The 14,207-nt window shown below is 40.5% G+C and carries 9 protein-coding genes; 8 read left to right on the forward strand and 1 reads right to left on the reverse strand.

The features are described 5' to 3' along the window. Window positions 1–139: 139 nt before the first annotated feature. Complete coding sequence (gene secA / locus SD10_RS00500; protein ID WP_046375194.1) at window positions 140–3,532, reverse strand: preprotein translocase subunit SecA; 3,393 nt, start codon at window positions 3,530–3,532, stop codon at window positions 140–142. A 219-nt stretch (window positions 3,533–3,751) separates the two neighbouring features. Here secA and SD10_RS00505 point away from each other — a divergent pair, with 219 nt between their 5' ends. The 8 genes from SD10_RS00505 to SD10_RS00540 all read left to right on the forward strand — a co-directional run bounded on the left by SD10_RS00505 (window position 3,752) and on the right by SD10_RS00540 (window position 14,189). Next, window positions 3,752–6,148, forward strand: a complete 2,397-nt coding sequence (locus SD10_RS00505; RefSeq protein WP_046375195.1) for an SLBB domain-containing protein — start codon at window positions 3,752–3,754, stop codon at window positions 6,146–6,148. 20 nt (window positions 6,149–6,168) lie between these two features. Continuing rightward, window positions 6,169–7,254: a Wzz/FepE/Etk N-terminal domain-containing protein gene (locus SD10_RS00510; protein ID WP_046375196.1), complete on the forward strand. Its 1,086-nt coding sequence runs from the start codon at window positions 6,169–6,171 to the stop codon at window positions 7,252–7,254. Window positions 7,255–7,258: 4 nt separating this feature from the next. Next, window positions 7,259–8,209 (forward strand): GDP-mannose 4,6-dehydratase, encoded by a 951-nt coding sequence (locus SD10_RS00515; RefSeq protein ID WP_046375197.1) that lies wholly within the window; start codon window positions 7,259–7,261, stop codon window positions 8,207–8,209. Window positions 8,210–8,349: 140 nt separating this feature from the next. Beyond that, complete coding sequence (locus SD10_RS00520) at window positions 8,350–9,666, forward strand: oligosaccharide flippase family protein (RefSeq protein WP_046375198.1); 1,317 nt, start codon at window positions 8,350–8,352, stop codon at window positions 9,664–9,666. Then, entirely contained in the window at window positions 9,663–10,658 is a 996-nt protein-coding gene (locus SD10_RS00525; protein ID WP_052731025.1) for a class I SAM-dependent methyltransferase, read from the forward strand. The genes SD10_RS00520 and SD10_RS00525 overlap by 4 nt, the downstream gene beginning before the upstream one ends. Before the next feature lie 16 nt (window positions 10,659–10,674). Further along, the gene (locus tag SD10_RS00530; protein ID WP_046375199.1) at window positions 10,675–11,697 is read left to right on the forward strand and encodes a glycosyltransferase family 2 protein; all 1,023 of its coding nucleotides are present in this window, start codon (window positions 10,675–10,677) and stop codon (window positions 11,695–11,697) included. Window positions 11,698–11,879: 182 nt separating this feature from the next. Beyond that, a complete protein-coding gene (locus SD10_RS00535; protein WP_046375200.1) occupies window positions 11,880–13,061 on the forward strand; it encodes an O-antigen polymerase in 1,182 nt (393 codons plus the stop codon). A gap of 12 nt (window positions 13,062–13,073) precedes the next feature. Continuing rightward, window positions 13,074–14,189, forward strand: coding sequence for a glycosyltransferase family 4 protein (locus SD10_RS00540; RefSeq protein ID WP_227699099.1), 1,116 nt, complete (start codon window positions 13,074–13,076; stop codon window positions 14,187–14,189). The last annotated feature ends 18 nt before the right edge of the window (window positions 14,190–14,207 follow it).

Here is a 14,207-nt window from a genome sequence, read left to right on the forward strand (position 1 = left end):
CTATCACGCTTGTTCAACAAATGCTATGCCACAGGTGTGGTTAGGAATTGACTATCATGGTGTAAGACGAACTCCCGTATAGGCAGAACGCCCCCTGAATGGATATTCAGGGGGCGTTCTCTATATTGCTGTAAGAACCTTAGTCAATCAACATGGCCTTGCCACTCACAACGTCATTTTCAACAGTTTTGAACTTAACATCCCGCTTAACGGAGCCGTCAACATATTGCACATTGACACGAGCGTTGCGGTCTAACTTAGCGACGCGCATAGGTGCCTGACGGGGAGGCATCGGTGGCGCTCCAGCGCCCATCGCATCATTTTCGGCCATACGGCGGGCGTATTCTTCCGGACCGGTAGCCAGATGATCGTCGTCAAAATCCTCCATGTTCGTATGGAGTTGTGGCTGCGGCTTCGGACGTTGCTGCACTGGCGCCTGCCGGATCTCCTGCTGTACCTCTTCAGCATCCTGCGCCGGAATATCGGCTTTGGTCAGGAAGCTGATGGTGTCGAAATTAACTTTATTCAGGAAGCGTTTGAACAACTCAACGGACTCGAACTTATAGACAAGCAACGGGTCTTTCTGCTCAAAAACAGCGTTCTGTACCGATTGCTTCAGGTCGTCCATTTCGCGAAGGTGTTCTTTCCACTCCTGGTCAATAACCGATAGCGTTACGGCTTTTTCCATTTCGGTCACGATCTCCCGCGCTCCTGATTCAACCGCTTTTCGTAAATCCGAAACAACGGTCAACTCATGGATACCATCGGAGAAGGGTACAACGATGTTTTTAATCTGATGCCCTTGATCGGCCAACACCTGTGTCAGAACAGGCAGTGCTTTCTCGGCAATAGCCTGATTTTTTGCCTGGTAATTCGCTTCGGCCTCTTCATACAATCGGCGAATTTGATCCGGCTTTTTCAGGCGGTTAAACTCATCGGCACTTAAGGCGGGCGAAAGGCCAAGCGTGGTCAACAACTGGAGCTTTATTTCCTCGTAATTACCCTCGGCGTTGTTTACCGTTTCTTCCACTACGTCATACATCGTGTTGGCGATGTCGAGGGGGAGACGATCCCCAAACAACGCATTCCGACGGCGTTTGTAGATGGCCTCACGCTGGTAGTTCATCACGTCGTCATACTCCAGCAACCGCTTCCGAATGCCGAAGTTGTTTTCTTCGACTTTCTTCTGGGCGCGCTCGATCGATTTGGTAATCATGGAGTGCTGAATAACTTCGCCTTCTTCCAGCCCCATCCGGTCCATCACTTTCGCAATTCGCTCCGAACCGAACAAGCGCATCAAGCTATCTTCGAGCGAAACGAAAAACTGCGACGTACCCGGATCGCCCTGACGACCAGCCCGTCCGCGCAACTGCCGGTCGACCCGACGTGACTCGTGACGTTCTGTACCGATAATGGCCAGACCACCGGCCGCCTTCGATTCGGGCGTCAGTTTAATATCCGTACCACGACCGGCCATGTTGGTCGCAATCGTAACAGTGCCGGGGAAACCGGCCGAAGCAACAATCTCGGCTTCGCGCTGGTGGTATTTGGCGTTCAGGACCTGGTGCTGAATCTTACGAAGCGTCAGCAGGCGGCTTAATAATTCCGAGTTTTCGACCGACGTCGTACCAACCAGTACGGGGCGTCCTTTTTCGACCAGACTAGTGATTTCATCGACAACGGCATTGTATTTTTCGCGCACTGACCGGTAAACCTTGTCCTCTTCGTCGGCCCGGCTAATGGCCCGGTTCGTTGGAATAACGACTACGTCCATTTTGTAGATCTGCCAGAATTCAGACGCTTCGGTCTCGGCCGTACCCGTCATACCCGCCCGTTTGTGGTACATGCGGAAGTAGTTCTGAAGCGTAACCGTCGCGTAGGTCTGTGTGGCGTCTTCAACTTTCACATTTTCCTTCGCTTCAACCGCCTGGTGCAACCCATCCGACCACCGACGGCCTTCCATGATCCGCCCTGTTTGCTCATCGACGATTTTCACCTTGCCGTCCATGATGACGTACTCAGTATCTTTCTCGAACAAGCAATACGCTTTTAGTAATTGGTTAACCGTATTAATACGCTGCGTTTTGACGGCATAATCACGAACAACGGATTCTTTATGCAGAATTTTCTCCTGTTCCGAGAACTCGTCATCTTTATCTATCGCGTTCAGGTCAATGGACAGATCGGGTAGGATAAAGAAGTTCGGATCTTCGCCCGAGCCAGTGATGTAATCAATGCCTTTCTCGGTCAAGTCAATGCCATTATGCCGCTCATCGATGGTAAAATACAGAGGAGCGTCGGCCTCTGGCATCAGCTTCTGGTTTTCGGCCAGGTAGATCGACTCTGTTTTTTGCAGCAGGGCTTTGTTACCCGTTTCGCTCAAAAACTTAATAAGTGGTTTGTGTTTTGGCAAGCCGCGATAGGCCCGAAATAACGACAAGCCACCCTCTTTCTCATCGCCAGCAGCAATTTTCTTCTTGGCATCGTTCAGGTAATCGTAGACTAATTTACGCTGCGCTTCAACCAGACGGGATACACGGGGCTTCAGTTCAATATAATCCTGCTCATCGCCACGGGGCACCGGGCCACTGATAATAAGCGGTGTCCGGGCATCGTCGATCAGGACGGAGTCAACCTCATCGACCATGGCGTAATGGTGTTTCCGCTGCACGAGTTCACCCGTTTCGCGGGCCATATTGTCGCGCAGATAGTCGAAGCCAAATTCGTTATTGGTTCCGTACGTAATATCGGCCAGGTAAGCTTGTTTCCGTTGTTCCGAGTTAGGCTGGTGCTTATCAATACAGTCTACCCGCATGCCATGAAACTCGAACAAGGGAGCCATCCACTCGGAGTCACGCTTGGCCAGGTAGTCGTTCACTGTTACAATGTGCACACCCCGACCGGCCAAACCGTTCAGGAAGGCAGGAAACGTAGCCACGAGGGTTTTTCCTTCACCCGTTGCCATCTCCGCGATTTTGCCCTGATGGAGCACGACACCCCCAATAATCTGAACGTTGTAATGCACCATGTCCCATTTAATGGGTGTTCCGGCAGCATCCCAGGTGTTGGCCCAGTGAGCCTGATCGCCATCAATGACAACGTTTCTCTTCCGGGAAGCGATCTCGCGGTCGAAGTCGGTCGTTGTCACAGTTAGCTGCTCGTTTTCAGCAAAGCGACGGGCCGTTTCTTTAACGACGGCAAAAGCGCGGGGTAAAATATCCAGTAACACCCGTTCCAGTTCGGTATTCCGATCCGCTTCGAGTTTATCGATCTGGTTAAAAATCCGCTCCTTCTCGTTAACGTCTACGTCAGCGTGGCTGCCTAAGTCGTTAAGTTCGGCCAACTGAGCATCGATACCGCCCAATTCCTGAGCGATATGCGCTTTAAGTTCGGCCGAAACGCGACGTAATTCGTCGTTGGAAAGTTCTTTTAACTGAGCAAATTCGGCATTCACCTTCTCGACATAGGGAAGCAGTTCCTTAATATCCCGTTGCGATTTGGTTCCGAAAAATTTAGCTATGAGATTAATCATCGTATCATTAATAATTAGTCGTCAATGGTCTACTGTAGAGATCAACGTGGGCGGTCCCTGTTGACTGACCAACCGACTTTTTTCTACAAATTTAGTGCATTACAGCGGGACTACAACCTAAGAGGCTCATGGATAGTCACTCCTTATCCTAAGGAAGTGGTGTTTTGACGAGAATCCATTACTTTTGCAGTTCAAATTTTGGCCCAATAGCCATTGTTTATGTTTCTTAAGGACAAATTGTCACGCTTTACCCATCAAATTCGCTCCTGTCACGTCGTTTTCATATTGTTAGTATTGACAGGATCATACCAAGCTATAGCTCAACAACCCCGTTCGCGGGTCGATCAGTTGAGTGATGAGGACGTACAAAACTTCTACCGGAAGGCCCAGGCAAGTGGGCTAAGTGAAGTACAGATTGAGCAGGCTGCTATGTCGCAGGGGTATACCCTAGATGACATAGCCAAGATGCGGAAACGCATGGCCCAGATTCGAACGCTGACCTCGTTGCCACAAAATAATCTCCCACCCGAAAGCTTCAAAGGCAGATCGTTTCCTTCAGATCTTTCGGTACGCAGGGATACACTACTGCCTGACACAATGCGTAGGGATACTAGTCGTAAGTTAAAGGTTTTTGGGGCTTCCCTGTTCGAAAATGCCAAAATGTCATTTGAGCCGAACTTGCGTATCGCAACACCCCGTAACTATGTAGTTGGCCCGGACGATGAAATAAAAGTGGACATTTCTGGGGCATCGACGGGCGCTTTTGACTTAAAAGTTAGTCCGGATGGAACCGTAAAAGTGCCTGATCTGGCGCCCATTTTTGTTAGTGGGTTGACTATTGAACAAGCTGAGCAACGGATCATTGCCCGATTACGGCAGGGCGGCTACCAGGGATTGGGTAAAGCAGGAAGTGGCACCAGCGCTAATGTAAGCCTAACGAATATCCGGAGTATCCGGGTCATTCTGGTTGGTGAAGTCGTTCGACCGGGTACCTATACCATTTCATCGTTGGGTTCTGTGCTGAATGCCCTTTATCTGGCGGGTGGACCTAATCCTGAAACCGGGTCTTTCCGGAAAATCCAGGTTATACGGGGCAACCGCGTCGTCAGAACCCTTGACCTGTACGATTTCATTCTTCGTGCTGACCAGCGGGATAATATACCTTTACGGGATCAGGACGTAATCCGCGTGGCCGATTACGAAACACATGTTGAGCTAAACGGGCAGGTGCGCCGACCCGCTATTTTTGAAGTATTACCGGGCGAAACGCTGAAGACGGTGCTGGGTTTTGCCGGTGGTTTTGGCGAAGATGCCTACCGGGCGTCTATCACGCTACGGCGCAATACGGCCCGCGAACGTCGCATTGTGACCATTACTGAAGAGCAGATTGCTACATTTGTACCAAAAGCTGGCGACAAATACAACGTCGGTAAAATTCTCGAACGGTACGAAAACCGAGTTCAGATAGCGGGCGCTGTCATGCGGCCCGGCGACTATGCACTTGAGCCGGGTTTAGAAACGGTCAAGCAGTTAATTACGCGAGCGGAGGGACTTCGTAAAGACGCCTTCACGAACCGGGCAACCATCATTCGCGAGCGCGCGGATATGGATCGAGAGAATCTATCCTTCGATTTAGGGAAATTAGTACGGGGCGAAGTGGCTGATATACCTTTACAGAGCCAGGACAGCCTGACCGTATTGTCGATTCGCGATCTTCGTGAGGCTTATTACGTTACGATTGAAGGGGCTGTCAATCGCCCAGACACGGTTGAATTCGTGGCTAATATGAGCGTGGCGGATCTTATCGCCCATGCCGGTGGCTTTCAGGAAGGCGCTAAGCCAAATTTAGTTGAAGTTGCCCGTCGGATTCGGCAGGACTCGGTTGGTGTACGTACAACAACGCAGGAAATACACCGTTTTTCGATAGATCGTAATTTGAAAATTACGGCTATGGAAGGTAGCGCAGACAATGCTTCATTTCGACTTCAGCCGTTTGATATCGTCTACGTCCGTACCTCAATCAATTACGAGGAACAACGTCAGGTGAATGTATATGGAGAAGTGATGCAACCGGGTAACTATGTTATATACAACCGACAGGAACGAATTGGCGATATCATTCAACGAGCTGGAGGCCTAAAGCCAGAAGCTTATTTGGCGGGTGCTCAATTCAAGCGAAAAGGCCAGTTGATTGGGAATGACTTACGCAACCTCATCGCCGATCCAGGCGGTGAAGAAAACCTATTGCTTCAGGATGAAGATACATTATTTATTCCCCGGCGCTCCGAAATTATTACTGTGCAAGGTGCTGTGCTAAACCCGGCATCAGTCAGTTACAAAGCGGATTATTCATTTAACGATTACATCAGCGAAGCGGGAGGGTTTACCGATAACGCCCGTCAACGTAAAGCGTACGTGAATTATCCTAACGGGCGTAAGGACCGAACTCATAATTTTTTATTCTTTACATCGCGTCCCCATGTTGAGCCTGGCTCAACAATTGTTGTGCCTTTCAAGCCCATCGACTCTAATCGATTAAGTTCAGCAGAGCGAATCGGTATCTTGTCATTATTGGCGACGGTCTCTATTGCGCTTATTAATGTTATACTTCGTTAACTATTCCTTCTGTTATACTTATGTCAGTTACGGAGACTAAAAAAGAAAAAAATACTGAAGACGAGGAGATAGAGATTCGGCTAAAAGATATTGTACAGTTTCTGAAAACTAGTCGTAAAACAGTTATTATATGTTGCTTAACTTTTCTACTGATTGGTGCCCTTTATTCGTATTCGAAGCCTGACCTTTATAGCGCTCAGGTAACGGTTTTGCCTGAGATTCAGGCAAAAGTAGGTGGGCTAGGCGGATTAGGGTCATTAGCAGGTTTAGCCGGAATTGATATAGCAAATGTACCTAATGGAAATACGGATGCTATCCGGCCTGACATATATCCTGATGTGTTACAAAGTACTCCATTTGCCCTACAGCTTTTACAGAAACCAGTATACTCACAACTTCTGGGAAAAGAAGCATCATTACAAATTTTTATTGAGGAGCAAAGTAAGCAATCTTGGTTGGGAGGGTTGATTAGCTCGGATGATAGTAATAACAAGGAAGGGGTACTGCCAGATCCGAAGAATCGAAGCAGGGCTCTACAGATTACGAAAAAGCAAGAAGATCTAATTAAGCGGGTGCATAATGCTGTATCAGCTACATATGATAAGAAGACTGGGGTTATTACTGTGGCTGCTACATTTTCTGACCGGGTTGTGGCGGCATCTGTAGCTCGCTTATCGTTAGAATACTTAACGAATTACATGATTAGTTATAGAACGGGAAAAGCTAGAAACCAAGTTCATTTTTTAACCCGTCAAGTAGACGACGCAAAAAATCGATATCAACGAGCGGAATACGCCCTATCTAACTATCGGGATCAGAATCGTAGTCTGTATTTGAACACAGCAAAGATTGAAGAGCAAAGGCTTCAGGCAGACTTTATACTCACACAAAGTGTTTTTAATGACCTTTCTAAGCAGCTTGAGCAAGCAAAGATTAAGGTATCCGAAGAATCACCAGTATTCAAGATCTTAGAACCAGCTCGGATACCTTTGAAAAAAAGTGCTCCTAAGCGAAGTTTGATAATAGTGGGTTTTGCAATTGCTGGAATCTTCTTGGGACTTTTCATTCAAGTGGTACGCTTGTTCATTCTTAACTCAAAAATGTGATATTGTGAAGACAGCATTAATATGTGGTGTATCTGGTCAAGACGGAGCATACTTAGCTAAGCTTTTATTAGATCGAGGGTATAAAGTTTTCGGCGGATCTAGGGATGCGCAAATGTCTTCATTCAGCAGTTTGAATAAATTGAACATTAGACAGGATATAGAAACGGTTTCAATTAGCATTAGTGATTTTCGTTCCGTCTTGCAGACGTTACAGCGCACAAAGCCTGATGAAGTTTATAATTTAGCGGGCCAAAGCTCAGTTGGACTATCCTTTGAACAACCAGTAGAAACCTTGGAAAGCATTAGCGTCGGAACACTTAACCTTCTAGAAGCTATACGTTTTACAGGAAATCCCATTCGTTTTTACAATGCAGGTTCTAGCGAGTGTTTTGGTGACACGGGTAGTGTAGCTGCAGATGAGATGACACCATTTCGTCCACGTAGTCCTTACGGAGTTGCTAAAGCGGCTGCATTCTGGCAAGTAGCGAATTATAGAGAAGCATACCAATTACATGCCTCTACGGGTATCCTATTTAATCATGAATCTCCTCTTAGACCGGAGCGCTTTGTAACACAAAAGATAGTTTCGGCTGCCTGCCGTATTGCTAATGGGAGCAAAGAAGTGCTCACTCTTGGTAATATTGATGTTGCTCGGGATTGGGGTTGGGCACCTGATTACGTTGAAGCTATGTGGTTGATGCTACAACAGAATCAAGCTGACGACTATGTAATCGCTACTGGACAAACGAGAAAACTGAGAGATTTTATTGATATAGTTTTTAAAACGGTCGGTTTAAGTTGGGAAGAACATATTCACATAGATACTGGTTTTTTCCGTCCAACAGATATTGCCGAGGGGCATGCTAATCCGAAAAAGGCTCATCATCAATTGAATTGGAAGGCTCGTCATAATATGGATAAAGTAGCACAAATGATGATATATCAGAAGCTTTAATTTAAAAGATCAGCGAAAATTGATAACAATAAAGGTTTACGTTTTCTAGAGATAATTTAATTATGTAATACCTAGGGAAATATTTTATGTTGAAATATTTCCCTAGGTATGTTCGGTATTTAATTAATTAATTGATTGTTATGAAACTTGTTTTATATGATTTGTATCATAAAATAAAAAGTCTGAGGAGTTATAAGCCTATAGCATTAAATTTTCTTGCCCTTTCTACGGTACAGCTTACAAACTTTATTGTTCCGATTTTAAGTTTTCCATATTTAATAAAAATTTTAGGATCAAGTAACTTTGGTATTGTTTCATATGGTCTGACTATAATGTTATATTTCAATACGTTCACAGATTATGGATTCAATCTATCTTCTACACGTGAAGTGTCAATGAAACAAGGAGATGTAAAGCAACTCTCAATAATTTTTTGTAATGTGCTGGCTACAAAAGCTATACTATTCTTAATTAGTATAATAATTTTATTAATATTAATAATTTTACTACCTAAATTTCAAAAAGAATCAGAGTTATTTTTGATAGGTATAATATATATATTCGGAAACGCAATTATGCCAGTTTGGTACTTTCAAGGGATTGAAAAAATGAATCATCTGACTGTTGCTAACTTGATTTCAAAAATCATTTTAATAACGCTTATTTACCTTATAATTAAAAGCCCTCAAGATTACAAATATGTACTGGGAATCTATGGGTCAGCTAATCTAATTTCTGGTATTTACGGTATTTATATTGCTTACAGTAAGTATGGTTTGTTAGTGGTATTACCAAAATGGAAAAATATTTTTAATAATTTACGTGATGGGTGGAGTATGCTTATATCAAACTTGTCAATAATAGGCTTTAGTAGTTCTAATATAATAATTCTTAGTTTTTTTGTAAGTGACAAAATTATAGGTAATTATAGCATTGCTGAAAAAATAATATTTGCTTTATGGCAAATATTATCTGTGTTTTCACAAGCTACTTTTCCATACGTATGCAAGTTGATACAATCTAATTTTCTCGAAGTGAAAAAATATATTAGAAATATTTATTTGCCATTTAACCTATTTGTTTTAATGATGTGCATTTGCTTATTCACTTATGCTGAGCAAATCGTATTCTGGACGACTAATAGTCTTGAGAGACAAACTATAGATTTGTTGAAATTAATGAGTCCCGTAATATATATAGTGTGTCTAAATATTCCTGCCTACCAAATTTTGCTGGCAAAGAACTTAAAAAGACAATATGCAATAATATTTAATTCAGCTACCTTCATTAATCTACTGGCTTGTCCTATCTTAGTAAGAGTATACGGAGTAAATGGTGCTGCTTTATCATTGTTACTCATTCAAATACTCGTTACGTGCTCATTACATACCGTTTTAGAGATAAAAATGGGCAAATATTCTATTTGGCGTAAACAAACAAACATTCAAAGTCTGTGAATAAAACTAACGAAAAAGTCTGCAGGATCTGTGGTAGTAGTGATCTAACTACATTCAACGTTCGTGAAATGATGTTTGGTACAAAGGTTGAGTTCTTGTACGCTGAATGTAAAACATGCGGCTGCTTTCAACTTTGCGATATCCCAAAAGATATGTCTCCATATTATCCGAACAGTTATTATAGTTTGTTAGCTAGTCCAGATGATAATTATAAAAATCCACTAGAGAAAATTACTAGGAAAATAAGAGATAAGTATGCCGTTAGTTCAAAGGGTTTATTAGGAAAACTTCTTTATAAATTTTATCCTAATGAAACTATAATGAGCTTAGCGCAGGCAAAGATTAAATCTACAACCCGCATTTTAGATGTCGGTTGTGGTAAAGGTCAATTGCTTTATAGTCTTAGAGAATTAGGGTATGAAAACCTACTAGGCGTGGACCCTTATCTTGAACAAGATATAAAATATTCGAACGGACTTGCTATACAAAAGAAGCCTATTGATCAGATAGAAGGCGAATGGGATTTAATTATGCTTCATCATGTAATCGAGCATTTGGAATCTCCTGCGCTAACGCTTCAAGTTATAGACAAGCATTTATCAAAAGATGGAATATGCCTTATACGAACTCCAATAGTTCCATGCTTAGTTTGGGATCAATATAATTCAGATTGGATTCAACTTGATGCCCCTAGACATCTAACAATATTTAGTGTCTTAGGTATAAAATGTCTATTAGAAAATACAAATCTTAGAATTGACAAAGCTTTCTATGATTCGACTACCTTGCAATTTTGGGGAAGCGAACAATACAAAAACGATATATCTCTTTGGGCGGAAAATTCTTATCGTATCAATGCAGAAAAATCTATTTTTAGCAAAGAAGTAATTAAAGATTTTCAACGTCAAACTACTAACTTAAATAAGATGTCCGCTCTTGAAGGAAATAAAGGAGCGGATCAGATAGTTATATATTTGACACATAAATCATAATATAAATCATACTTTTATGGTTTACATAATTATTTTAAATTACAACGGATGGCGAGATACTATCGAATGCTTAGAAAGCCTTCTGAAAATTGATAATTGCAACTTTAAAATAATTGTTATTGATAACCTATCAACTGATGATTCATTATCGAAAATTATAAGTTGGTCCAAGGATAAATTTTTAATTGATAGTTGTACAATAGAGTCGGAATTTGACTTGATGTATATAAAGCATGATTTTTCAGATAAATTAAGTGATTCGAGTTTAGGCGCAAAAAGCTACTCCTTCTACCAATCAAAACAAAATGGGGGCTACAGTGCTGGTAATAATAACGGCATCCGTCATGCAATGGAGAATTCGGATGCTGAGTATATTTGGATATTGAACAATGATACAATAGTAGATAAAAATTCTCTTGGTGAAATGCTGAACGTGTATGCTTTAGCAGAAAAAAGAAAGTTGAAATTAGGAATCGTTGGTTGCAAGCTATTGTATTATAATAATCCTAATGTTATTCAGTGTCTAGGCGGAGTTTTATATAATCCCTATATAGGAATTATTCGCCAGGTGGGAAATAACGAGGCCGACACAGGAACAATAAAATATAACATTAAGCCTAAAGTAAGTTACATACCAGGTACATCTATGCTGGTATCCGTCAATTTTGTAAAAGATGTGGGGTTATTAAGCGAGGAGTATTTCCTGTATTTTGAAGAGTTAGATTGGACTAAGCGAGGAGAGAAACGAGGTTGGCAGATTGATTATACACTTGAAGCATTTGTTTTACATAAAGAAGGAGGTACAATAAATAAAGATAATTATTTGAATAAGAGTGCACTTTCTGATTACTGTTTTTTAAGAAGTAAACTACTTTATACCAGAAAATATGAAAATTCTTTTTGCAAAGTCACGATATTTCTTGGTGTTATTTTGAGTTTCTTGCTTCGTATTTATAAAGGTCAGTTTGATCGAATACTAACAATGGCTAGAATAGTTTTTAACCCAAATTCAAGATTTTTTCTACCTAAAATTGATTAACTGTGCTATGTTTTGACGCGTTATTTGGAGCCGTAAGTGCAAATGGGTGGTTAATTATTTTATCACTTTTATTTATTGGACATTTTATATGGTCTTATTATAAGTATTGTTATCGGTTAGGATTTAAAATAGATTTTTGGCATTTTAATACGTTTCTATATTACATACTTCCTATACATATTATGTATCCTTTTGCGGCTTCAGAGTTCAATATTATTTCAACTGGGCCGGTTATTTCCTTAATTCAAGAATATGTAGAAAAAGCATATATACTCAGTATCACAGGTTATTTCTTTACTTATATTGGATTTTATGCCTGTAACAATAGGTCTCTCGGTCATAAATTTCATCGTATTATAAATACATTTAGTCTTATTGGCGAAAAGTTGATTACACATGCTATTCAAAGTAAACCTATTATTTTATTCTTGTCATGGGTACTTTCTTTGACTACTATTTTAGGTTTACTATATGCAATCGCTATTTTCGGTTTTTCTTTTAACTTACGTAGTGCTTTTTATGCGGAAAATTCTTTACTAAAGTCTTTTTTTAACCTTTGGACCGCATTATTTACGAATATATCGGGTTTTATTATTATTCGTTATTTACAAAAAAGAGAAAAGATTTTTTTGTATATTTATATTTTTATAGCGGTTTTTGCTATTTTTAATGGAGCTAGAGGTACTCTTATAATTCCATTTTTAAATAGTTTTTTACTGTATCTAGTTGGGAAAAAAAATAATATAAAATTTAAATATTTTTTTTATTTAGGATCAGTAGCTTTATTTTTAATATTCGCCCTAGAAAATTTGCGAAGAGTGGACCCTGTAAGCGAATCATTTTCAGCCATATACTCTTTCTTTTACGGTAATAGTTTTTCTGACGTTCGAGATTTTGCTTGGATTTTGGCGTATTGGGATGATAATCTTCTCTTAGGTAAAAGCTATTTGTCGGCTTTTATGTCATTTATTCCCCGTTCGCTATCGGAATTTAGAAGTGTTTATGCTTTTGGAGTATATACTGATTTGATGGTCGGTTTTGATCCAACATTGCATCCGGGTTTACGACCAGGGAGATTTGGAGAAATTTATTTTAATTTTGGCGTCTTAGGAATTGTTGTTCTAGGTTTTTTAGGAGGGTATGTTATGCGGTTGGCAGACATTAAAATAAAGAAGCTCGCTACCAAGCCTCGACAAAATTATATTGCAATGTATTCAACAACTTTTTTGACTTTCTTTATTAGTCAATTTTATATTACTGCAGGTTTTTGGTCATTTTATGTGCTTATATTAATATTAGCTGGTTCATTTCTTTTAAAACGTTTTATCGAAGCGTTAAGCTTGAATTCAAGTGTACATCATTAATGACATATCATAATGGTAGGCAAAGTTTTTGTTGTAGATGCACGGATGATATTAAATTCTGGTATAGGTATATATATTGAGAATTTCGTAAAAGGTCTGGCAAACACAGGTAAATATTCTATAGTGCTACTTGGCTCGGAAAAGGAATTATCTTCTGTGTTTGATAATAATCATTATTATAAAATAATAGATATAGATGTACCTATATATTCAATTCTAGAGCAACTATATTTGCCATTTGTTGTACCCAAATGTGACATATTTTGGAGTCCTCATTATAACATTCCTCTACTGCCTATACGTGCAAAAAAAAGACTTGTCACAATTCATGACACTTATCATATAACGTTTGGAAACACTTTAGGTCCTTTTAAGCGTCTATATGCCAAACTTATGTTGAAGATAGCTGTCGCTCTCTCTGATATAGTTTTTACAGTTTCAGAATTTTCTAGGTCAGAGATATACAGGCATGTTAATACTAAAAAAAATATAATTTCAATATATAATGGAATTGATTTAAATAAGTTTTCTATCAATAACAACAGCCATATAGTATATAAAGTAAGAGAAAAGTTATCGCTTCCTCATAAATATATATTATTTGTCGGTAACGTAAAACCCAATAAGAACATAGTGAGGCTGTTATTAGCTTTTAAAAAACTCATAAGTAAAGACTTTAACTATTGTTTGGTTATAGTAGGTAAGAAAGAAGGCTTTATAAATGGTGATGAAGAAGTATTTGACTTACTAAAGAATGATGAAATACTGAGCAGTCGCGTAACATTTACTGGGTACGTCGACATTATGGATCTTCCAATATTATATCAATCTGCAGCAGTACTAGCCTTTCCATCTATATATGAAGGCTTTGGCTTACCTCCTTTGGAAGCCATGGCTTGTGGTTGCCCAGTAATTGTTTCTTCAACGTCAAGCTTGCCTGAAGTTTGTGGAGAGAAAGCTGCTCTTTATATAAACCCCTTAGAGGTAGATAGTATTGCAGATGGATTACAAAGTGTTTTATTAAATGAAAACATTAGGAAACAACTTATACTTGAAGGTAGCCTCAGGTGTAAAGAATTCTCTTGGAGCAAATCCGTATCAAAGTTTATTGTTAGTATTGAGCGTTAGTAGAGATTAAATTATTCA

The organism is Spirosoma radiotolerans, from assembly GCF_000974425.1.
Lineage (GTDB): Bacteria > Bacteroidota > Bacteroidia > Cytophagales > Spirosomataceae > Spirosoma > Spirosoma radiotolerans.

Bases quoted from the DNA above. Each gene is read 5' to 3' on its own strand.
- secA (WP_046375194.1), bottom strand. From the start codon at position 3,532: ATGATTAATCTCATAGCTAAATTTTTCGGAACCAAATCGCAACGGGAT.
- SD10_RS00505 (WP_046375195.1), top strand. From the start codon at position 3,752: ATGTTTCTTAAGGACAAATTGTCACGCTTTACCCATCAAATTCGCTCC.
- SD10_RS00510 (WP_046375196.1), top strand. From the start codon at position 6,169: ATGTCAGTTACGGAGACTAAAAAAGAAAAAAATACTGAAGACGAGGAG.
- SD10_RS00520 (WP_046375198.1), top strand. From the start codon at position 8,350: ATGAAACTTGTTTTATATGATTTGTATCATAAAATAAAAAGTCTGAGG.
- SD10_RS00530 (WP_046375199.1), top strand. From the start codon at position 10,675: ATGGTTTACATAATTATTTTAAATTACAACGGATGGCGAGATACTATC.
- SD10_RS00535 (WP_046375200.1), top strand. From the start codon at position 11,880: ATGTATCCTTTTGCGGCTTCAGAGTTCAATATTATTTCAACTGGGCCG.
- SD10_RS00540 (WP_227699099.1), top strand. From the start codon at position 13,074: ATGGTAGGCAAAGTTTTTGTTGTAGATGCACGGATGATATTAAATTCT.